Consider the following 21,977-nt stretch of genomic DNA (forward strand, 5'->3'; position numbering starts at 1 on the left):
TGTTTTAACTTAACATATAAGACGGCTTCTATGACTGATTCAACGACTTCAACCCCCGATTACAAAGACACGCTAAACCTTGCAGACACAGCCTTTCCAATGCGAGGTAACTTGGCCAACCGCGAACCTGATTGGCTAAAAGCTTGGGAAGCAGATGATGTGTACGGCAAAATTCGTCAAGCAAAAGCCGGACGTGAAAAATACATTTTGCACGATGGCCCTCCATACGCCAATGGCCAAATTCACTTAGGCCATGCAGTAAACAAAGTCTTAAAAGATATTATTGTTAAGTCCAAAACACTTTCAGGCTTCGATGCGCCTTATGTACCGGGCTGGGATTGTCACGGTCTGCCTATCGAACAAAAAGTAGAAGCTAAAGTCGGCAAAGTGGGTCAAAAAGTATCTGCCACTGAATTTCGTGGCCTATGCCGTGAATATGCACGTAGCCAAGTTGAGCTACAAATGGCTGACTTTAAGCGTCTGGGCGTATTTGGCGACTGGAATAACCCTTATCTGACCATGAACTTTCACCAAGAGGCCAACATTGTACGCGCCTTAGGTAAGATCTACGCCAATGGCTATGTCACCCGCGGCATGAAGCCTGTAAACTGGTGTCTAGATTGTGGCTCATCACTGGCTGAGGCGGAAGTGGAGTATGAGGATAAAACCTCAGATGCTATCTATGTGGCTTTTGACTTAGTGGACCCAAGTCAAGTTTTGCCAGAGGGCAATAACGACAAAACCTCAGCGGTTATTTGGACGACTACCCCTTGGACCTTGCCGGCCAACCAGGCCATCGCGGTCAGCGCGGAGGTTGAATACAGTGTGGTGAAGACCAGCAAAGGCAACCTTATTATTGCCAGCGAACTGGTGGATAGCGCCCTACAAGCCTTTGGTCTAGACAACCAAGGCGTTATCACCACCCTAAGCGGCGATAAACTAGAGCTGATAAAAGCGCAGCACCCGCTTATCGCTGAGCGTCAAGTGCCCATCATTTTGGGCGATCATGTGACCACTGATAGTGGTACTGGCCTAGTGCATACAGCACCTGCACATGGTGCCGACGACTATATTGTCAGCCTACGCTACAACCTATCTGTCGTAAACCCTGTGGCGGGCAATGGCGTGTATTTAGACACCGCCAAAGTCTTCGTGGGCGAGCATATTTATAAGGCTCAGCCAAAGATTATTGCCCAATTACATGACAGCGGTCATCTGCTAAAACATTATAAGATGGAGCACAGCTATCCGCATTGCTGGCGCCATAAGACCCCTATTATTTTCCGTGCCACACCGCAGTGGTTTATCCGCATGGACCATCAAGTAGCCGGTCGCAATAATACCTTACGTGAGCAAACTCTGACCGATATTCCAAACGTCACTTGGACACCGGCATGGGGGCAGAACCGTATCGAATCTATGGTCGCAGGCCGCCCTGATTGGTGTATCTCACGTCAGCGTACTTGGGGCGTCCCTATTCCCTTCTTCACCCATAAAGACACCGATGAGCTGCACCCTAATACGCTTGAGCTGATGGAAGACATTGCACAGCTGATCGAAAAAGGTGGCGTGGAAGCTTGGTTTGATGCGGATGCCAAAGATTTCATTGGTGATGATGCCAATGACTATGTCAAATCGACCGATACTTTAGATGTGTGGTTTGACTCAGGTACCACACACTTTGCCGTGTTAGAACAAGATGATGCGCTGGTCAATCCAGCCGATATGTATCTTGAAGGCTCAGATCAGCATCGCGGCTGGTTCCAGACTTCGTTACTAACCTCAGAGGCGATGTATGGCCGAGCGCCGTATAAGCAAGTGTTGACTCACGGCTTCGTGGTGGATGAAAATGGCCGCAAGATGAGTAAATCTTTGGGTAATATCATCAACCCCCAAGATGAGATCAACAAGACCGGCGCTGATATGCTACGTATGTGGATCGCCTCAAGTGATTACCGCTATGAGATGAATGCTGGTAAACAGGCGTTCAAAGGCGCAACTGATATGTATCGTCGTATCCGTAATACTGTGCGCTTCTTACTGGCCAATACCGATGACTTCAATCCAGAAACTGACAGCCTAGAGATGGATGAGCTGGTAAGCTTGGATAAATACATCATGCTGCGTGCCCAAAAAGTGCAGCAAGCTATTATCACCGCTTATGATGCGATGGACTTTCACCAAGTGACTCAGCAAGTGACCGCGTTTTGTTCACAAGACTTGGGTGGTTTTTATTTAGACATTATCAAAGACCGTCAGTACACCACCATGGCGCAGGGTAAACCTCGCCGCTCAGCACAAACGGCCATGTATCATATTGCTCATGCCTTGCTACGCTGGATTGCCCCTATCTTAAGCTTTACCGCTCAAGAAGCTTGGGAAGCCTTACTAAAAGAGTGTGCAACAGGCGACAACGCTTATGTATTTACTCAAGAGTGGTATCAGCTGCCTGACTTTAGCATGCAAAAAATCAGTGAAGCGGACTGGGCAATTATCTTAGAGGCCAAAGACGCGATTAACAAGGTTATCGAGGGCGCCCGTGAAGCCAAGTTGATTAACGCCAACTTATCAGCGGCCGTCAGTATTTATACAGATGGTGATGTCTATAGCAGTCTGGCCAAGCTAGAAGATGAGCTGCGCTTTGTATTAATCACCAGCTCAGCGGCGCTGCATAAGCTTGATGACAATACCGTAGGTAATGAGACGGAGCTTGACAACCTACGTGTGGCGGTGACCCCAGCCGAAGGCACCAAGTGTGTGCGCTGCTGGCACGTGCGTGATGATGTGGGCACCGACCCAAGTCATCCTGAAATTTGTACCCGCTGCGTCAGCAACATCCAAGGTCCAGGCGAGGTTCGTCATTATGCCTAAGAATTCAGGCAATACCCAGTCAAGCTCTGATGCCGTAGAGACCAAGCCGGCCTATGCGACAGCCACGCCAGGGCTTAGCAAGCGCCCCAGACTGATTGCCAATGGGCCTCGAGCGCTGATGTGGTATTTGTTATCGCTACTGGTTATTGGTCTTGATCAGTGGACCAAGTGGATTGCCAATACCAAGCTTAATTTCCATGAGCCAGTACCGGTTATTGAGCCGATTTTAAATTGGACTTTGGCGTATAACTATGGCGCCGCTTTTAGCTTTTTGGCCGATCAAGGCGGCTGGCAAAAATGGTTTTTTGCTGGCTTGTCGTTGGCGATGTCTGTGTTTTTGGTGGTTTATCTGACCCGCGCCCCGCGCCAAGCCAAGCTGCTTAACGTGGGTCTGGCACTTATCTTAGGCGGTGCTATTGGTAATTTAATTGATCGGGTGCGCATCGGTAAGGTCATTGACTTTATCCATGTGCATTATGCTGATGTGTGGCATTACCCCATCTTTAACATCGCCGATATTGCAATTTGTGTGGGTGTGGCCATCGTGGTGATAGATATGCTATTTTTAGAGGGCAAACGCAACACCAAATATCAGGCTTAGGCCCGGCTACGCTTTACCGGCTACGTTGCAATAATTAGTTAGCTTTATTTACGCGTTAGTTTTTACCAAAAGCAGCAAGCCCGCTTATAGCGGGCTTGCTGCTTTTTGCTGCGGCAGTTGTTATAAACGCGAGAGATCACCGCCTGAGATAAGATATAACAAGCCTGCCAAATTAATGAGCACTGTTAAATAATATCTCAGGCGAAACTTGGGCTTTTGGGTTTTATGACGCAGCTGATGTTGAGCGATCATAGCACCCACCCAGCCTCCAAGCAGGCTCAGTACATGCAGTGTACTTTCAGGAATACGCCAGTTATGCTGCTGCGCCGCTTGCTTGTCTTTGGCATAGACAGCATAAGTCAGCACACCGATAACCACATACCAGCCTAACACATGCCAGCCAATACTGCCCTTGAATACTAATAAGCTTAGCACCCCATAAAATCCAAGCCCCATAAATAGCGGCTGCTTAGATTGAGGGCTGCGATGAGATTGGCTGCGCTTTTTTATCGAAGTTTTTTTCATTTAAGCCTTGTTGTTCTACTGTATTTTGTATTGAAATCAAGCTTGTATATCATTGCTGTCATCACCATAAATATCTATACCTGCCCGTTGATACGTTTGTCGTGGCCTGTGTATTAGCTTTTGCACTACGGTGCGGCAACAGTGATCATCACCGATATTTGTTATTCTAAGTATATTGTAGCAAAAACCATTTTTTGCCTATCCTTTGTTTATAGCGTGTTTATAGCGTGTTTATATCGCCCCTTTGATTTGGCGGCGCTAACCTTATTATCTAGACCTGACTATAATGATACCTCCAAATATAATGACCACATCTATGCAAAATCATATTGGCGCATCGCATAATCCTTTAGCCTCCATCTCGCCGACTGCACCTTCTGCCTTGATACCACTAAAGGTGGGGATTATAGGTGGCGGGGTAGCAGGCTCCACCATTGCCATTCGCTTGGCGGCGCTGGGTGTACAGACCTATTTGTTTGAAACCAAAGCCAGTTTGATCGATGGGCCCCCTATGTGTCATTTACATGCTGGCGGTAATTTGTACCGGGAAATCCCAGACGCAGATTGTGTGGCACTGCTAAAGCAGTCCATTGATATGCTGCGTATGTATCCGCACAGTATAGATGTGCGCCCCACAGTCATTGCCATCCCCAAGCGTGATGACGGAAACCCCAATGACTTGTTGTCCAGATTGCAGCTGCTCACTGCTGAGTATCAGGCAATGATTACCGCCGACCCCGCCAACAAAGTGCTTGGTGAACCCGAAGAATATTACCGCTTATACGACCGTCAGCGCTTAGAGCAGCTTATGGCCTCTGAGACACTGACGCCAAAATCTATGGATCAATGGGTAGCAGCGGCAGCGCGGCAATTGGATCTTAATAAACTTAAGTTTCCTATTGTGGCAGTCAATGAGTATGGTTGGAATATCTTCCGACTGGCAGCTTCAGCACAAACGGCGCTAAACTATTATCCCAATGCACATCTCCTACTCAATACTCAAGTGGTGGACGTCACTGAAGTGGCCTCTACAGCTCAAGTGCAAGTAGCTCATAACCGCAGTGATCAGGATGAACCTAAAACTGCCCTTGATGAGATAACCCATCGAAATGCACGCTGGGAGATTCATTATCACACGCTTGAGCATTGTGACCAACACAGCAGTGACCATCCGCTAGATAATACCGGGCCAAATCAGCAGCACTCGATACAAGTAGATTATTTAATCAATGCCTGCGGTTTTAGAACCGGCATTATTGATAATATGCTTGGCGTGCCGGCGCAGCGTATGGTGGAATTTAAAGCCTCTTATGTCACCCATTGGCCACAACCAAACACCGACACTTATGAGTCAGATGCTATTGATAATCTTGCCCACTGTATTGGCTCAAGCAGTTACACTCACTTACCGGAGATTATCATTCATGGCAAGCGAGGCACTCCGCATGGCATGGTACAGCTTACCCCTTATCCAGAAGGCTATTATCAAATCCACAGCATGAATAAAGCCGTGACTTTATTTAATGATGGCTTGGTAGCGACCACCGATAATGATGCCCAGCCTGAGCTTGAGCCTAAATACTTAGACTTTATCGATGAGGGATGGAATCCCAATACCTTACACAAGCGCAGCCAACGTGCCATTGATCAGGTCAGCGAGTTTGTGCCGCAGTTTGCTACCGCCAAACCCACAGAAAATGCCTTATATGGTGGCCAACAAATCCCAGGCGATAATGACACGCTACGTGTCGCTGATGTGAGCTTATACCCTGAGCTGGCCTATGCACGAGCAGAAAACGTTAAAGCCTCCTCTGCTCTTGAAGCCTCAGATGATATCGTGGCTCAGTTGATTGCCCAAGGCTTGATACAGCCCCAGCCTGAATGTGAGTTAGCTCGGCAACAGCATCACTGGTCCTATCTGGCCCTCACCCAAAAGCAAGACATTGATCGCTTGGCGCTAAAGTTTGCAAAAATGCGCGCCTTTCCGCCAGCTATGTCAGGTGTGGTGACTCCCCTATCACGCTAAAACTTGTGACACCAAAAGATAAAAAAAGGGCGGCTTATTTAACGAATAAGCCGCCCTTTTTTTGGGGTGCTGAGTGATATCAGATCTTGTGAGTAGCCACAGGATCATCAATGTGCACGTACTGATTGAGCAAATCAATGGCCTCATCAATGCGGTTACACACCACCAGTCTTTCTAAGTCTTGCTGCTTCATAAACCCTTGCTCAGTGGTGTGATTAAGGTGCGCTATCAGGGGATCATAAAATCCATTGATGTTTAGAATAATCATAGGTTTTTCGTGCTGATACAACTGGCGCCAAGTGGCAATCTCCATAATCTCTTCAAGAGTGCCAAGTCCTCCTGGCAGGGTGATAAAGGCATCAGCGTACTCTGCCATAATTGCTTTTCGGGTGTGCATGGTATCGGTCAAATGAAGACGCGTCAGCCCTTTATGAGCAATCTCATGATCCAGCATAAAGCTTGGTATCACGCCCACCGCTTGCGAGCCACCTTCAATGACGGTATCAGCCACAGCGCCCATTAGTCCTATACTTGCGCCGCCATAGACCAAACCCATGTCATTTTTTGCTAAGGCAGTACCCAGCTCTCTAGCCGCTGCTTCATAAACTGGGCTATTGCCCATGCGTGACCCACAGTATACCGCCACAAGACGCTGCTTGATTGAGGCTTTGTCTACGACCTGTGTCACATGCTCAACATCTTTACTGGTTATGGTGGTGCTATAGCTCATGTTCGTTGCGCTATTCGCTTGAGTGTTTAAGGATTGTGTCATAAATAAGTGCCATGTTAAGAATTAAATATCGGTATAAATAATCAGATGAACCATAATAACATAGTCTGTAATAACACAATTTATCACTGTGTTCTGATTTAGTTTATCGGCTGTACAAAACGGCAAATTAGGTGACTTGTCTGTCTACATTGATCACACTATAACCCATAAAAATTGAGTATTATAAGTAACTATTAACTCTATCTTAACTTAAGACACTCACTTACAGGGCAGTTATTATGAGTACATCTCTTGAGAAAACCACCAATATTAACGATTTAAAGCATCAAGCCGTTAATACCACTGACTCAAACTCACCCAGCACCTTAATCATTATGACGGAGCGTAATCAGCCACTTACCGCCACGCTGTATTTGCCTGAGCAGACCTTAGCTGATGACATCAAAAACGCCATTATGATAGCGCCAGCCACCGGCATTAAACGCTGGTTTTATAACAGCTTTGCCACCTATCTTGCCAGTCAAGGCTTTGGGGTGATTACTTATGACAATGAAGGCATTGGTGACTCATTAACCTCTGCGCTCTCTAAATGTGATGCGTCATTAATCAGCTGGGGACGTCACGATGCCACCGCCGTACTAGATGCCTTGCAGCAACAATTTCCAAACGCCAAATACCATCTGGTGGGTCACAGTGCAGGCGGTCAACTTATTGGCTTAATGCCCAATTATCAAGCACTGTCCTCTGTATTCAACGTGGCCTGCTCCTCAGGCCGTATTAAGAATATGGAGCTGCCTTTTAAGGCACAAGCTATGGTCTTTATGGACGCCGCCATTCCGCTAGGCAATCTTATCTTGGGCTACACGCCCTCTGATAAATTTAATATGGGTGAGCCACTGCCGCGTGGTGTGGCCAAGCAGTGGCGTGATTGGTGTAATGGCAAAGGCTATATCAAGACCGCCTTTGGCAAAACTGTATTTACCCATTATTATGATGAATTAGATACCCCCTCACTATGGCTTAACTTCACCGATGATGACATTGCCAATGCCAAAAACGTGGACGATATGCTCGCTGTATTTACAGCCATGCCAGCCAAAAAACGTATGATAAGCCCCAAGGAATTTGGCTTAAACCACATCGGCCATATGAAATACTTTAGCAGTAAAACCCATGCTAAAGCGCCCAAGCTTTGGCAAATGGCAACCGACTGGATTGTAGAGCATGGTGATGTATCGGCTTAGCATGGCTCGCACAAGTTAAGATTAATGCCATAAAAAAGCTTTCTGGCTGCCGCTTAGAAAGCTTTTTTTTGTCTCTGCTGTAAGCTGGCACTCTCGCTTTATCGGTGAGTATTGCCACATTTAATCTCGATAAGATGCCAAGTATCATTTCGGTAAGTGCTTGCTATGATAGATACACCCTATACCATGGCGCTTGTTATACTCGCCATATCACTTTAATAAATGCCCATTAATATAACTGATATAACTGATATGACTGATATTCGCGCTTCACAGATATCCTTGCAGACATCTGAGCCATGGCAGCAGTATAAGCGCCCTTTTGTTCGCGACTTGGCCTTTGCGCTTGCCTGCCCTGATGCATTGACCCACTGGATATCCCCCAACTCAAATCTGGTATCGCCTAAGATTGATGTACATCCGCCTGATTTTTGGTACACACAATACACCACTTATGCTGAGCGCTTGCATCACTTAGATAACACCACAGCTTATCAGGAGTTAACACGTTATCTTATGTCACGGCCAAGCCCTTATCGTCTGGGCTTTCACTTTGAGGGGTTGATGCATTTTTGGTTAGAAGATGGTTATCGCCTGCAATTACACCCCTATGAGGTCGTCGCTCATAATGTTCAGCTGTATAACGGCATGCAGACCACCGGCGAGCTGGATTTTATTTTGCACAATAAAGACACCAATGAGATAGAGCACTGGGAGCTGGCAATAAAGTTTTATCTAGGCTCTGCACCTTATGGCTTTGCCAATTGGGTCGGTATCAATAATAAGGACACTCTTGAGCGCAAATTGACGCATATGCAGACCAAGCCGTTTCGTAGTCTATGGGTAGATTTGGATTTTTATGAAAAGGTAAAAATTGATAAACGTTACGTGGTGATGAAGGGGCGGTTTTTCCGTCCCAATGAGGCCAGTTTTGTACGTCCACAATGGCTAAATGAGCACTTCCCCTTACACACTTGGTATCAGGTTGACAGTGAAGCTGAGCTTGACGCCTTAGCGATGCCCAATTTGCGGCCAGCACATTATATTGAGTGGATTACCAATCGCCCCTTTTATGAGGCCGGATTTTTGACTCAAGGTAGGCCATTGCTACTCGACCCCACGCTTAATAAGGCTGAGCTGAGTCGGCGCCATCACCGTTTGGCCCAGTGGCCGTATAGTCCGTTACGCCTTGAACACATTGATACCAATTTATATTTTAATGAGCAGCAGCCCGTGGTGTTGGTAAGACCGAAATAAGTACCATGCATGACAGCTATAACCATAACTCACAACCCACAACCCACAACCCACAAGTATAAAAAACCCTCTTTAACGGCGGTTAAAGAGGATTTTTAAAGCAACTGATTATTTAAATCCGTTAATTAAGCTGAATAAGCTGCCACTAACGGGCCATGCGCCATACGCTAACTTGACCTGATTTGGTTTGAGTCAATAGATAGCCTGAAGCTGAGGTGAGCTTATTAATAGCGCCTTTAGTCTGAGTGCGGCTAACAATACGGCCATCTTCTGGCGATAAGAAGTGCACCACACCGTCCAAGTCACCAATAGCAATGTAGTTACCCACACGCTCAGGGTTACTGAGCTGACGATACGCTAGGTCATCATTTTCCCATAATAATTCACCAGTTTGACGGTTGTAAGCTTTTACCTTACCGTCTAAAGTGGTGCTGATCACTGCTCTGTCCGTCACAGCCAAGCTGTTTTTACTGGCGGCCTCTTGCAAAAAAGTAACCTGACCGCTTGCTAAGTCTGCGGCCAACAGCTGGCCACTATAGCTGACTGCCAATAGCTGACCTTGATCGACTGTAGGGGTACCATCGATATCCGTCATGCGCTGAATTTCACTGGCGCCTGAAGGGATTCCCACACGGCGGTTCCATAACGGAATACCGGCCTCAATATCAACAGCGTGCAAACGGCCATCTGCACCGCCTAGCAGCGCGGTACGCTGATCTAGCAAGGTAGGCTTCGCACTGCCACGCACACTGATGCTTGGTGTTTGAGTGGTGAATTTCCAAATCGACTCACCGGTTTGCAGTGACAAGCCATGCATCACGCCATCATTGGCAGAAAGCAGCACTCGATTATTGTGAATAAGCGCCGGTGCTAGTACGGTACCACTTAGCTTGTTTTGCCATTTGATGCTGCCATCTGCAGTATTTAAGGCCACCACACGTGCAGATTTCGTGGTCACTACGGCAGTTTGACTGGCGCCGTCAAATGCCACGCCGCCCACGATATCCTCTTTTAAGTCAGTGCTCCATAACGCCTGACCATTAAGACCATAGCTGGAGACTTTGCCTGAGTTTGAAGCAGCTACGATTTGTTTACCATCAAATCCCACCTCAAAGCGGTTGACGTCCGCAAGCTTTGAGCGGCCGCTAACATTGGTCTGTAGCACTGGCTCCACCACATTAACAGACTGCTCTAGCTGCACCAATTTGGTGGGCTTATGCTGTTCAGGCTTAATGGTTTTGCCACAAGCAGAAACCAAGGCAATAGACACACATAAAAGACTAATTTTAGAAGCTTGTGCTATAACACCGGCTCGTGAGTTTGGGGTTTTGTTGTTCTGCATATTAGATCAGCTCAATTGGTTAAAAGTCATAGCACACTAAAAAACGGCTTTAGGGTTTTTGGTACTAATCTTATTGTTGTGTATGTTATAACAAATTCGGTTGTAAACAAAAAGTCCAATGGCCTATTATTGTACTTACTTATTGTAACGCAGGCTTACTGAGCCTGACCTGCCTCACCTTGTGCATCCGACGCTTGAGCGGCTGCCAGCTGCGAGAGCGCGGCTTCAAGAGCAGCATCTGATTCACCCTCTGCAGGCTGCTCCACATTCTCAGGCATATTCACAACAGGAGTCGTCGGTTCAATGGCTTCAGGCGTTACCCCTAAGCTTTCAAGCTTTAAGCGCAAAAACGGACGCTCTTCATGACGCTTAGACAAAAGGCTCCATGCGTTTTGATAGGCACGCAGCGCTTTTTCATCTTCTTTTTGAGCCAGATAAATATCACCCAATAGCTCTTGCTGAGTCGCTTCAAAGGCCACAGGCACATCGGTAGATGCTTGAGTTAATGCGCCATCGATATCCCCATCACTCAGTAGCACAGAGGCATAACGAAGCTGGGTTAACGCATGAAGACCTGGGTCTTTAACATCAATCTCCATCGCCTTTTTTAAGGCCGCAGCGGCGGTTTTATAATCTTTTGCATCCACAGCATTACGCGACTTAATCATCAGCGCTTGCCAAGCATAAATGGTTGAACCATGCTTGGCCACAAGATCATCAATGTCTGAGTTGAGCTTTTTGCTGGCGGCGGCATCGGCATCTACTTGTGGCGCACCCATTAGCTCATCATTGGCCGTCTCAATAGCCGAGTACTTATCGGCAGCTACAGTATCGGCTTTTAGACCCGAGTTTTGTAGATAGGTCCAGCCAAAGTAACCAATTAATGCCAATAAAATAGCACCTATGATATAGCCGGCAGCCTGCTTTAGCTTGTCCATTGAAGGGGTCTCACCGCTGTTGTTCAAGTCTGGTGAAGTGGGCGTGGGACGTTTGGCCATAAATCTACCTAATATATTAATAACTAAATATTTAAATTGCGGCGTACTGCCGAAATCTCAAAACAAGGAGCAATAACTGCTTGGTGATTATAGACGAAAGTTTTCGGCGCTGTGTAGCCATAATTTATCTTGGCTCACCTGCTCACCAGTGTGCATGGTCTTGACACTAATGGTGCCATTTTCTACTTCATCTTGCGCTAAAATCACAGTTAACTGAGCCCCTGATTTGTCGGCTTTTTTCATTTGCGCCTTTAGACTGCTGGCACTGGCCATTTTCACTCGCAGATCACTACGTGCCTGTCTTAACGACTGAGCATACAACAGTCCCTGCTGGTATAAGTCGGGATGCACCACAACGAATACATCACAAGCAGGTTGTGCTTGAATAGGGTTCACGGCTTGTACCAATAACAATAAGCGCTCAAGACCCATAGCAAAGCCGACGGCGGGTTCTGATTTGACCGCTTTGGCTTTGTCTTCTGACTTACCGATAGATTTGAGCTGACCGATAAGTCCATCATAACGACCACCGGCACAAACTGTGGCCTGCGAGCCGAGCTTGTCAGTGACCCACTCAAATACGGTTTTGTTGTAGTAATCCAGCCCGCGAACCAAGTTTGGATTGACTACATACTCGATGCCTAAGGCGGTCAAATACGTCTTTAGCTGCTCAAAGTGCGCTTGACTGTCTTCGCCTAAGAAGTCAGCCAAGCGAGGCGCTTCCATTAATAAAGCTTGGGTGTTTGGATCTTTGCTGTCTAAGATACGCAGCGGATTGGTGGTCAATCGGCGCTGACTGTCTTCATCTAACTGCTCTTTTTTGGTCTGTAAAAACTCAACCAACGCGCTGCGATAGGCTTTGCGCTCATCAAGCTCCCCTAAGCTGTTAATCTCTAAGCTAAGCTCATGATCAATGCCTAAGCGCTGCCACATTAAGTAGGTCATGGCAATCAGCTCAGCTTCCACATCCACATGCTCACTACCAAAGGCCTCCACCCCTAATTGGTGAAACTGACGGTAGCGGCCTTTTTGCGGCTGCTCATAGCGGAACATCGGACCCATGTACCAAAGCTTCGGACTGTCGCCGCGCAATAAGTTATGCTCAATTACAGCACGGACAGCACCAGCGGTGCCTTCTGGACGTAGGGTAATGAGGGTCGGCGGATCAGACTTATCGGTGAAGCTGAACATCTCTTTTTCTACGATGTCTGTGGCATCGCCAATGGCGCGTGCAAACAGCTGTGTCTCCTCAACGATAGGCAAACGAATCTCTTCGTATCCGAACTGATCTAGCGCTTGTTTTAACATCGCCTCTAGTTGTCGCCACTCGCTACTGGGGCGACTGGTGGCGGTCTCTACCTGCAAAATATCGTTAAACCCTTTGATTGATTTGATCATACTTATTGCCCAGATTATTTTTTTGAGAAACGCTTATCTTGCGTTTTATAAGAACAAAGCAGCCATTCGCAAAATGGCCACGTTACATTAGCCCAAAGTGCTCGCTACTGGCTACCATCGACACGTAGGATTTCATTGGCAGCTTGTTTTTCGGCCGCCGCCACACGCTCACGTACCATTTTTTCGATATTGTCTACCAAGGTGTTGGTATCAATGAGGTGGCTCTTCTCACCTTGCAAATACACCAGTGAATTGGGGGATGCACCCACCACCCCGATATCTGCCTCTTTGGCTTCACCAGGCCCATTCACCTTACAACCGATAACCGACACATCCATCGGCACCCGTACATCTTCTAAACGGGCCTCTAACTGATTCATCACCCGAATCACATCGAACTCTTGGCGTGAACAGCTGGGACAGGCAATAAAGTTAATGCCGTTGGCACGAATATTAAGTGACTTTAGAATATCAAAGCCAATTTTAATTTCATCTTCAGGCTCGGCTGCCAATGAAATGCGGATGGTGTCGCCGATGCCGTCTAATAACAAACCGCCTAGAGCAATGGCAGATTTGACCGTACCGGTACGATAAACACCTGCCTCGGTTACGCCTAGGTGTAGTGGATTATCAATTTGTTGCGATAACAAACGATAAGCATCTAAGGTCAAAAACACATTACTGGCCTTCACCGATACCTTATATTGATCGAAGTTTAAGCGATCTAAGATGTCAATGTGACGCATGGCCGACTCGACCATGGCCTCACCGGTAGGCTCGGTGTATTTGCGCTGAATCTCTTTTTCTAATGAACCGGCATTGACCCCGATACGAATGGGAATATTGTAATCACGGGCACAGGCCACCACTTCGCGCACTTTGGCATCATTACCAATATTGCCTGGGTTAATGCGCAAACAGTCTGCACCCGCTGCCGCCACAGCCAATGCAATCTTATAATCAAAATGTACATCAGCAATCAAAGGGATATTGACCCGCTTTTTGATTTCGGCAAAGGCAGCTACCGTGTCCATGGTCGGTGTTGAGATACGCATCATATCGGCTCCTGCATCCACACAGCGCTCAATCTGCGCGACTGTAGCATCCACATCACAGGTGTCCGTATTGGTCATGCTTTGTACGCTAATGGGGGCATCTCCACCGACTGCCACATCACCGACATAGATTTTTTTGGTTTGACGACGTTTTATTGGAGAGGGAGTTGACATAAGACTTCTCAGTTGACTGGACATTTATAAAAAGCGTATTACAAGGTAGGTCGGCCAGCAGCGCATAAACGTCTATGTCGCTGCCGCTTTTATTTTTAAAGCTTGCCAAAAATAAAGATGATAAAGACCTCTTATGGCGCTAGGCTAAAGTTGGCTTTATTGTCTTGAGCAAAATCGTTTAGCTCAATGGGCTGACCATTTAAATTCAAGGCCACATTTGAAACTTGATCAATTTGAATTTTAAAGGGTGCTTTACCCGCAAGCTTGTAGCTACCTGCAGACTGATTGCCGCTTAATAAGGTATTACCTGTGGCATCTACCACATTTAGCTGCGTATTGGCACTGACTGTCAAATCCAAATTGGCATCAGTGGTGTTGCTTGCCACCGCTGAGCCTGTATTATCTAAGGCACTACCGCCACTGACCACAGCGGTATTAATGGCAGCGCCTGCCGACTGTTCGCTGTCTGATAGGTCATCGACCAAAGCGTTGTCATCGGTTTCAACAGCAGTCGCATCTTGCGCATTAGAGACGGTGCGAATTAAGAATACCGCCAACACAATCAGACCGATAACCCCCAGCACCAATAAAGGATTGATACGAATAGAGCGTCGGCCTTCGCGTTGTAATGTACCCATAGGCTTAAGTGGCGACTCAATATCATCGACACTCTTTTTCTTTAGCTCATCGGGATAGTTACGGTTAAAGCTATCAACGATTTGGTCGGGATCTAAACCTAAAAACTTAGCGTAATTAATCACAAAACCACGCGCAAAAGCTGCTTGAGGCAACGATCTAAAATCTTCAGCTTCAATGGCTTCTAAATGACGGTTTAGAATAAATAGCTCGGCAGCCACATCATCTATGCTCAGATTTTTGTTGATGCGAGCCTGCTTGAGTCGATTACCAAATGAGCCGACATTTTGGTTGGATGTGTCTAAATTAGCGGTTGACGGGTCTTTTTTATCTATGTCCATGATGCCTCTGGGTTACGAATCCAAACTTTTAGCTTTTTGGCTTCTTTACTATGCGAAAAGTCAGCTCAAAGCTGTCGCGAATGTTGTCTTTATAAGGATAATTTTTATCTTACTGCCGGTTTTATAGGTATTCCGATTGTATCTTGTAGCGCTTTAAGCCTAACCCCTTGTCTTATCATACGAGGGGTTTGGGCGTCGTCACCTAGCTGCAGATGCATCTCATTATACAAATTTTGGGCATAAGCCACCTCACCACTGTCTAATAAGAGATCAACCAACTCTAAATGTGCGCTAACATTGCCGCGATCAAGCTCAAGTACTTGCACCCAAGCTTGGCTGGCCAATTGGGTGTCGCCAAGCTGCCGTGCAGTAAGGCCTAGGTTTTGTAACGCCTTTATACGTCCCTCATACCCTAAGGCTAAGCCAGCTATTTTAAATTGCGCCAGCGCCGCTTGATACTGGCCACTTTGGGACAAATACACCCCATAGTTATTATGCGCCGGCATAAAGCTTGGGTCATGCTTGATCGCTTGACGAAAAAATCTGTCTGCCTGAGCCCAATTGTGCGCACTGCCCTCACGCTGTAGTAGCAGTGCCTGCATATCATAAGCGGGCGCATAAGCCTTATCCGCCTCAAGCGCTCTATTAAGCTGGCGCTGTGCGGCATCTAACTGGCCTGTATTTAAATACTGCGCCGCCATCTGTGTTCTTATGTCGGCCACTTGCCTACTCGCAGTTGGCGCACTATGAGCAGGCCCATTTACGCCTGTCACTGAGCCGATAGACTGGCAGCCTATCATTAAAAGCAGTACGCTAAGCAGCAAGCTTGCATAACACAAACGGGTCAATCTAAAGTGCGTCAGGCGCAACCTACTATGGGCACTCGATGAGTTAAAGCCATACTGCTGCCTGCTGGTTGTCATCGATATCCTTATAAAGGGCTTGCGCCAATTGCACCTTAATGGCTAAGCGTTAATATACCATCCTGTAAACAGTATTGTAACGACCTAGCCTAGATTGTGCACCTAAAACATATAAACTTTTTATCATAATGCAAGCAGGCTTAAGGTTTCAAGTGCTTAAAGACTAATAAATACTCATGACAGTTAATCTATTGCCGCTACTAACCCTCGCTTTGCTGCTCATTGGCTGCAAGCTGTTTAATACTTTGCTGCCATTTTGCCGAGCGGCGGGTTCTGTCTGCCACCTGCCCGACCAGCTGACCACAAGCTGCATCAATGTCATCGCCACGAGTTTGACGAATAGTACACACAAACCCTGCATTATTTAAGATGTTGCTAAAGGCATGGATGCGATTGTTACTTGAGCGGTCATAAGGCGCATGCGGGAACGGATTAAATGGAATTAAGTTAATCTTACTGGGTAGGCCGTCTAATAAGGCCACCAACTGCTGTGCATGCTCATCGCTATCATTGACGCCCGCTAGCATCACATACTCAATGGTCACATGTTTTTTGTGGCGCGGATTGTTGTCATGGACATACGCCTTGGCCGCAGCGATAAGCTCACTTAGTGGATATTTTTTATTAATGGGCACCAGCTCATTGCGCAGCTCATCATTGGGCGCATGCAACGAGATGGCTAACGCCACATCAATATCCTTGTAAAGCTCATACATCTTGGGCACAACCCCTGAGGTCGATAAAGTCACACGGCGCTTTGATAACCCATAAGCATGATCTGAGAGCATCAGACCCATAGAGGACACCACAGGCGTATAGTTCAACAGCGGCTCGCCCATGCCCATCATCACCACGTTGGTCACATTGTTTTGCCACTCGGTGCTATCAACCCCTTCCATATACGACGCATTGGCCACCCAAAGCTGACCGATGATTTCGGCAGCGGTCAAATCCCGCTCAAAGCCTTGTTTGCCAGTACTACAAAAGCTGCAATCGAGCGCACAGCCCACTTGCGATGAGATACACAGGGTTTTTCGCCCATTGACCTTGCTGTCATCAGCAGGAATCAATACGGTCTCAACCAATGAGCCGCCAGCCACTTTAAACACCCATTTACGTGTACCATCTTCGCTAAACTCTTTGTGCACCACTTCAGGCAGCTCAATACACGCCTGCTCGCTTAACTTCTCACGCAGACCCTTGGATAAGTTGGTCATTTGTGCAAAATCTGTGACCCCATGCTGATAAATCCATTTCATAACCTGAGTGGCACGAAATGGCTTTTCACCAATGTGTTTAAAATACGCACCCAATTGCTCTTGGTTCATACCCAAGATATTGGTTTTGGTCGGGGCATTAGGATGGAATGTAGCGGGCGTGCTGTCTGCAGGCTGCATGGGGATTTTGGTCATGATGACTTATCTAACCTAAGTTGGATGTGTGGATGGGTATACAGATGATCAATCAAGGCTGATTGATAAGAGGTTGTCACTCTATTTGACGTATTATAACTTAATTTGATGACTTATATTGATACAAGCCTCTATGTTATCAAGATGTTATCAAGCCCGACATACACTGGCTGTGAATTAACAATGAAAAAACGGCTAAGCACTCAGCTCAGCCGTCTTTTTGTTAGGCTAATGCCCAACGGGTGTGATAAATACGGTGTTATACATGCATTGTCTAACACTGACAACATAAGTCAAATTAACGAGTACGGTCTAGCACTTCGTTGTCGCTGAAGAAATAAGCGATTTCACGTTTTGCTGATTCAGCAGAGTCTGAACCATGTACAGCGTTTTCATCAATGCTTGAAGCGAAATCTTTACGGATTGTACCTTCAGCAGCTTCCGCTGGGTTAGTGGCACCCATGATTTCACGGTGCTTAGCGATGGCGTTTTCGCCCTCTAATACAGACACAACCACAGGACCTGACGTCATGAAAGATACTAGGTCATTGTAGAATGGACGTTCTTTGTGCTCAGCATAAAAACCGCCAGCTTTTTCGTCGTCAAGATGTAGCATTTTTGCGCCAACAATCTTAAGACCCGCTTCTTCAAAACGGCTGTAAATAGCGCCGATGTGGTTGCCGCCTACAGCATCAGGTTTGATGATAGATAAAGTGCGTTCGATAGCCATGATTAAGCTCCTTAAATTAAGTGAAGGGATTGCAAATAAAACAGGGTATAAAAGACACAGCCACTTTAGTAGCACTTATGCCTTTAAACTGCGCTTATTATAACGGCTCAGCTTCTAAATGATAGGAAAAAATAAATCTCGTTCGCAAAATAGAAACAATTAGACACCAAGACTTAACTTTTATGTCTTATTTTTTAGCCGATTTTAGGGGTTGGCTGCAGTCTTGCTGTGTTTAAATCACCTCACTATTTTGACCCAACTATCACATAACCTTGTGCTAATCTTGCGCTAACCTTGCTGTTATTTTATAGCCTCTAAATTTTAACCAAAATACGGGACGAAAGTGCGCCTAAAATTAGGTTTCAGAGCAAATATTAGCTATAATTGGCGCCGTATAATTAAGGCCCAGAGAAAGCTGACTGATGACGCATCACTGCCCTAATGATTTAGTGGATTTGGTTGAGAGAGAACAACCGCATATCCGCCCTAATTTCACCCACTGAGTTAATAGCAAAACCTGTAACAGCACTAGCCATATCATTTAATCCGTCCCATTCTATCCCGTCTCCTATTTATATGTATGCACAGAGCTTTTGGTTCTTGGCAGGGAGGACTATTTATATGATTTTTGGCGCAATAAATAAAGGTGAAAGGCCGGTATTCATAATGAACAAGTCAGTACTAAAAGCTCATATGCAAACCTAACGATTAAAAAACGTATTACAAACCTTGATACTAACGCTTAAATACTAACGCTTAAATACTAACCGCTTAAATACTAACCCCTTAAATACTAACCCCTTAAACTAACATATCAATAAAAGTGACAAAGGATATTTCATGCCACAATCTCAAACTGCCCCACGTACTAAAGCACAAAGCATTGAACGTAATGAGCGCCAATACCAAGTGGGCGTACTAAAAAGATATGGCCTATTAATAGGTGTCTCATTAATTACTGTTATTGCCGTGTTATTGTCGATTTGGTGGTTGGCCCTTTTGGCTGGTGTGCTGGTCATGGTCGGTATCTATGACTTATTACAATCCAAACATGCCGTGCTATACAACTACCCTATTGCCGGTCATATCCGCTACTTTTTGGAAAGCTATCGCCCTGAGATTCGCCAGTACTTTATTGAAAATGACAAAGAGGAAGTGCCTTTTTCACGCCAGCAGCGCGCCTTGGTCTATCAGCGTGCTAAGAATGTCAGTGATACAAATGCATTTGGTACGCTAGATGACTTATATACTCAAGGCAAAGAGTGGTTTTTACAATCTCAAACCAGCCACCCTCTAGATGTAGAGGATTTTCGCATTATCGTGGGGAATGAGCACTGTAAACAGCCTTATTCTATGTCGGTATTTAACATCTCAGCGATGAGCTTTGGTAGTCTATCAGGCAATGCGATTATGGCATTGAACCAAGGCGCTAAAATGGGCGGCTTCGCTCATGATACCGGAGAGGGCGCCATCAGTCCTTATCACCGCAAGTTTGGTGGCGATCTAATTTGGGAGCTGGGCACGGGCTACTTTGGCTGCCGTGATGATCACGGTAACTTTAATCCAGAGCTGTTTGAGATGCATGCCAAAGAAGATCAGGTAAAAATGATTGAGGTTAAATTATCTCAAGGCGCCAAACCAGGCAAAGGCGGTGTCTTACCGGCCGAAAAGATTACAGAAGAGATTGCCCAAACTCGCCGTATCCCAATGGGAGAAGACTGTGTATCGCCCTCTACCCACTCAGCCTTTAGTACTCCGCGCGAGCTGGTTCATTTTTTACAGCAGCTGCGTGAGTTATCTGGTGGTAAGCCTGTGGGCTTTAAGCTATGTATTGGTCAGCCTTGGCAGTTTATGGCAATAGTCAAGGCCATGATTGAAGAGGACAACTATCCTGACTTTATCGTGGTAGATGGCGCAGAAGGTGGTACGGGCGCTGCTCCTGTAGAGTTTATGGACAGTGTGGGTATGCCATTAATTGACGGCTTTTTATTTGTACACAACACCCTAGTGGGCGCAGGTATTCGTGATAAAATAAAAATCGGTGTCAGTGGTAAGATTGTCTCAGCCTTTGATATTGCCAAAATGTTGGCACTGGGGGCAGACTGGTGTAACTCGGCGCGCGGCTTTATGTTCGCAGTCGGCTGTATCCAATCTCGCTCTTGTCATACCAACACCTGTCCGACCGGTGTGGCAACCCAAGATCCGTATCGCGAAAAAGCACTGGACGTGCCCAGCAAGTCTGAACGTGTGGCAAGCTTCCATAAAAACACGCTAAAATCACTGGCCAACTTCGTCGGCGCTGTGGGTCTATCGCATCCTTACGACTTACACCCTTATCATGTGGCACGTCGTATGGATGATGGCTCCATCAAGCTATTGTCTAGATGCTTTTACTTTATAGATGAAGGGGCATTATTGACCATGAATGCCCGTTCAGAGATTTATAATCAGATGTGGGTAATGGCAGATCCCGATAGCTTCAAAGCCGATAACGAAGCCTATATTGCTTATAATGAAGACTCACGTCACACCCATAAAAATGCGGCGGTGGACACTGAGCACTTAGTATTCCCAACCGATATGTAATCTTGTTTAAAGGCCCCTTTATGACCCTAACCCAGCTCACACTCAACTTGCGTAAACCTTCCTTGGTGATGAGCCTGGTGTTAGGGACATTATTGGCCTTAACCGGCTGCAAACACGAAGAGCTTGATGATTTCATTCAAAGCGTCAAGGGCGCCGCTGACTCTGACGAGCAGTTTTGTCACTCAAGCTCACAGCCTTTTAATCATGCTTTATGCAGTATTTCACAAAGCCAGCTATCGCAAGCACAAGCGCCTTTATCGCTGCGCTTATTTTGGAAATCTGGCCAGTGGCAAGCGGGTGAAAATCAGCCACAAGCCGCCATTGTCGATCAAGATAAATCTCATGAGCCGCTTTATAAGTTTGATACCCTGATTAAAGATTTGCCCAAAGACAGCGAGCTGAAGTTTGCTGCCAATGCAGGTATGTATGATGGCAACTTTGCTCCTATTGGCTATACGGTCATCCAAGGCCGACAGATATTATCGCTCAATTTAAAGCAAGGAGGTGGTAATTTTCATTTATTACCCAATGGCGTATTGTGGTGGGATAAGGCCAATCACGTGCATATCACAGAAAGCACACAGCTTGATGCGATGCTAAAAAGTGGCGAAGCCAAACCTTGGTATGCTACCCAATCTGGCCCTATGCTGGTGATTGATGGTCATATCCATCCCAAGTTTAATAATGATAGCACCTCCAAAAAAATCCGTAATGGTGTGGGGGTCTGTGACGGCAGTCAAATCCATTTTGTGACCAGTCGTGAGCCGGTCAACTTTTATCAGTTTGCCCGTTTTTTTAAAGAGGATCTGCACTGCGATAATGCTCTGTTTTTAGATGGTGGGGTGGCTTCCGCTTTGTACGCGCCGGATGTTGCTGCTCAAGAAGAAAAAAACATGGGGGTCATGGTGGGACTTATTGAGACCCATCCTGACTCACAACATGATCAGTAACCCTCACGGGCCAACTAAGCGCAATAGCCCACCCTTTCTTCATGGATTTTTGCTACAATGTGCGCTAAATTTTACCCTCTATTTAATAGTCGTACTTAACCTCATATCCAAGGGTCGTTTTTATTGATTGTTATTGATGAGCGATCTTCCACTTTATTTTATTACCTTAAATCAC

The 21,977-nt window shown here is 46.3% G+C and carries 17 protein-coding genes; 7 read left to right on the forward strand and 10 right to left on the reverse strand.

The features are described 5' to 3' along the window. The first annotated feature begins 30 nt into the window (after window positions 1-30). Both ileS and lspA read left to right on the forward strand, forming a co-directional pair. Window positions 31-2,871 carry an isoleucine--tRNA ligase gene (ileS, locus tag MN210_RS10290; RefSeq protein WP_338412167.1) on the forward strand — a complete coding sequence of 947 codons (2,841 nt, stop codon included), beginning with the start codon at window positions 31-33 and terminating at the stop codon, window positions 2,869-2,871. After that, complete coding sequence (lspA, locus tag MN210_RS10295; protein WP_338412168.1) at window positions 2,864-3,472, forward strand: signal peptidase II; 609 nt, start codon at window positions 2,864-2,866, stop codon at window positions 3,470-3,472. The genes ileS and lspA overlap by 8 nt, the downstream gene beginning before the upstream one ends. Before the next feature lie 120 nt (window positions 3,473-3,592). Here lspA and MN210_RS10300 read toward each other — a convergent pair whose 3' ends face one another. Next, the gene (locus MN210_RS10300; RefSeq protein WP_110816914.1) at window positions 3,593-3,997 is read right to left on the reverse strand and encodes a DUF1294 domain-containing protein; all 405 of its coding nucleotides are present in this window, start codon (window positions 3,995-3,997) and stop codon (window positions 3,593-3,595) included. Between the two features lie 316 nt (window positions 3,998-4,313). Between MN210_RS10300 and MN210_RS10305 the strand changes: the two genes are divergently transcribed. Next, the gene (locus MN210_RS10305) at window positions 4,314-6,023 is read left to right on the forward strand and encodes an FAD-dependent oxidoreductase (RefSeq protein WP_338412169.1); all 1,710 of its coding nucleotides are present in this window, start codon (window positions 4,314-4,316) and stop codon (window positions 6,021-6,023) included. Between the two features lie 79 nt (window positions 6,024-6,102). Here MN210_RS10305 and MN210_RS10310 read toward each other — a convergent pair whose 3' ends face one another. Further along, window positions 6,103-6,795 (reverse strand): LOG family protein, encoded by a 693-nt coding sequence (locus MN210_RS10310; protein WP_227535102.1) that lies wholly within the window; start codon window positions 6,793-6,795, stop codon window positions 6,103-6,105. A gap of 239 nt (window positions 6,796-7,034) precedes the next feature. Between MN210_RS10310 and MN210_RS10315 the strand changes: the two genes are divergently transcribed. Both MN210_RS10315 and MN210_RS10320 read left to right on the forward strand, forming a co-directional pair. Further along, entirely contained in the window at window positions 7,035-8,000 is a 966-nt protein-coding gene (locus MN210_RS10315; protein WP_264755947.1) for an alpha/beta hydrolase family protein, read from the forward strand. 252 nt (window positions 8,001-8,252) lie between these two features. Beyond that, window positions 8,253-9,257, forward strand: a complete 1,005-nt coding sequence (locus tag MN210_RS10320; protein ID WP_338412170.1) for a DUF1853 family protein — start codon at window positions 8,253-8,255, stop codon at window positions 9,255-9,257. A gap of 145 nt (window positions 9,258-9,402) precedes the next feature. Here MN210_RS10320 and bamB read toward each other — a convergent pair whose 3' ends face one another. From bamB to ndk, 8 genes are all read right to left on the reverse strand, one after another. Then, window positions 9,403-10,599, reverse strand: coding sequence for an outer membrane protein assembly factor BamB (bamB, locus tag MN210_RS10325; protein ID WP_155587523.1), 1,197 nt, complete (start codon window positions 10,597-10,599; stop codon window positions 9,403-9,405). Window positions 10,600-10,754: 155 nt separating this feature from the next. Continuing rightward, window positions 10,755-11,597: a YfgM family protein gene (locus MN210_RS10330; RefSeq protein ID WP_241878496.1), complete on the reverse strand. Its 843-nt coding sequence runs from the start codon at window positions 11,595-11,597 to the stop codon at window positions 10,755-10,757. A gap of 87 nt (window positions 11,598-11,684) precedes the next feature. Continuing rightward, window positions 11,685-12,995 (reverse strand): histidine--tRNA ligase, encoded by a 1,311-nt coding sequence (gene hisS / locus MN210_RS10335; protein WP_338412171.1) that lies wholly within the window; start codon window positions 12,993-12,995, stop codon window positions 11,685-11,687. A gap of 104 nt (window positions 12,996-13,099) precedes the next feature. Then, on the reverse strand, window positions 13,100-14,224 hold the full coding sequence (gene ispG / locus MN210_RS10340) for a flavodoxin-dependent (E)-4-hydroxy-3-methylbut-2-enyl-diphosphate synthase (protein WP_041773354.1): 1,125 nt from the start codon (window positions 14,222-14,224) through the stop codon (window positions 13,100-13,102). Between the two features lie 131 nt (window positions 14,225-14,355). Next, complete coding sequence (locus tag MN210_RS10345; RefSeq protein ID WP_011961120.1) at window positions 14,356-15,201, reverse strand: RodZ domain-containing protein; 846 nt, start codon at window positions 15,199-15,201, stop codon at window positions 14,356-14,358. Window positions 15,202-15,305: 104 nt separating this feature from the next. Then, window positions 15,306-16,124 carry a tetratricopeptide repeat protein gene (locus MN210_RS10350; RefSeq protein WP_338412172.1) on the reverse strand — a complete coding sequence of 273 codons (819 nt, stop codon included), beginning with the start codon at window positions 16,122-16,124 and terminating at the stop codon, window positions 15,306-15,308. A gap of 200 nt (window positions 16,125-16,324) precedes the next feature. Beyond that, window positions 16,325-17,536 (reverse strand): dual-specificity RNA methyltransferase RlmN, encoded by a 1,212-nt coding sequence (gene rlmN, locus MN210_RS10355; RefSeq protein WP_425605603.1) that lies wholly within the window; start codon window positions 17,534-17,536, stop codon window positions 16,325-16,327. Between the two features lie 298 nt (window positions 17,537-17,834). After that, window positions 17,835-18,266, reverse strand: coding sequence for a nucleoside-diphosphate kinase (gene ndk, locus MN210_RS10360; protein ID WP_011961123.1), 432 nt, complete (start codon window positions 18,264-18,266; stop codon window positions 17,835-17,837). 840 nt (window positions 18,267-19,106) lie between these two features. Here ndk and MN210_RS10365 point away from each other — a divergent pair. Then, window positions 19,107-20,852 (forward strand): FMN-binding glutamate synthase family protein, encoded by a 1,746-nt coding sequence (locus MN210_RS10365; RefSeq protein WP_155587519.1) that lies wholly within the window; start codon window positions 19,107-19,109, stop codon window positions 20,850-20,852. A 20-nt stretch (window positions 20,853-20,872) separates the two neighbouring features. Then, window positions 20,873-21,802, forward strand: coding sequence for a phosphodiester glycosidase family protein (locus MN210_RS10370; protein WP_338412173.1), 930 nt, complete (start codon window positions 20,873-20,875; stop codon window positions 21,800-21,802). The last annotated feature ends 175 nt before the right edge of the window (window positions 21,803-21,977 follow it).

This window comes from Psychrobacter raelei, from assembly GCF_022631235.3.
GTDB lineage: Bacteria > Pseudomonadota > Gammaproteobacteria > Pseudomonadales > Moraxellaceae > Psychrobacter > Psychrobacter raelei.

Excerpts from the sequence above, each read along its gene's own strand:
- MN210_RS10300 (WP_110816914.1), bottom strand. The coding sequence starts at position 3,997 with ATGAAAAAAACTTCGATAAAAAAGCGCAGCCAATCTCATCGCAGCCCT.
- MN210_RS10345 (WP_011961120.1), bottom strand. The coding sequence starts at position 15,201 with ATGGACATAGATAAAAAAGACCCGTCAACCGCTAATTTAGACACATCC.
- MN210_RS10305 (WP_338412169.1), top strand. The coding sequence starts at position 4,314 with ATGCAAAATCATATTGGCGCATCGCATAATCCTTTAGCCTCCATCTCG.
- MN210_RS10365 (WP_155587519.1), top strand. The coding sequence starts at position 19,107 with ATGCCACAATCTCAAACTGCCCCACGTACTAAAGCACAAAGCATTGAA.
- bamB (WP_155587523.1), bottom strand. The coding sequence starts at position 10,599 with ATGCAGAACAACAAAACCCCAAACTCACGAGCCGGTGTTATAGCACAA.
- ileS (WP_338412167.1), top strand. The coding sequence starts at position 31 with ATGACTGATTCAACGACTTCAACCCCCGATTACAAAGACACGCTAAAC.
- hisS (WP_338412171.1), bottom strand. The coding sequence starts at position 12,995 with ATGATCAAATCAATCAAAGGGTTTAACGATATTTTGCAGGTAGAGACC.
- lspA (WP_338412168.1), top strand. The coding sequence starts at position 2,864 with ATGCCTAAGAATTCAGGCAATACCCAGTCAAGCTCTGATGCCGTAGAG.
- rlmN (WP_425605603.1), bottom strand. The coding sequence starts at position 17,536 with ATGACCAAAATCCCCATGCAGCCTGCAGACAGCACGCCCGCTACATTC.
- MN210_RS10315 (WP_264755947.1), top strand. The coding sequence starts at position 7,035 with ATGAGTACATCTCTTGAGAAAACCACCAATATTAACGATTTAAAGCAT.
- MN210_RS10350 (WP_338412172.1), bottom strand. The coding sequence starts at position 16,124 with ATGACAACCAGCAGGCAGCAGTATGGCTTTAACTCATCGAGTGCCCAT.
- MN210_RS10370 (WP_338412173.1), top strand. The coding sequence starts at position 20,873 with ATGACCCTAACCCAGCTCACACTCAACTTGCGTAAACCTTCCTTGGTG.
- MN210_RS10320 (WP_338412170.1), top strand. The coding sequence starts at position 8,253 with ATGACTGATATTCGCGCTTCACAGATATCCTTGCAGACATCTGAGCCA.
- MN210_RS10310 (WP_227535102.1), bottom strand. The coding sequence starts at position 6,795 with ATGACACAATCCTTAAACACTCAAGCGAATAGCGCAACGAACATGAGC.
- MN210_RS10330 (WP_241878496.1), bottom strand. The coding sequence starts at position 11,597 with ATGGCCAAACGTCCCACGCCCACTTCACCAGACTTGAACAACAGCGGT.
- ispG (WP_041773354.1), bottom strand. The coding sequence starts at position 14,224 with ATGTCAACTCCCTCTCCAATAAAACGTCGTCAAACCAAAAAAATCTAT.
- ndk (WP_011961123.1), bottom strand. The coding sequence starts at position 18,266 with ATGGCTATCGAACGCACTTTATCTATCATCAAACCTGATGCTGTAGGC.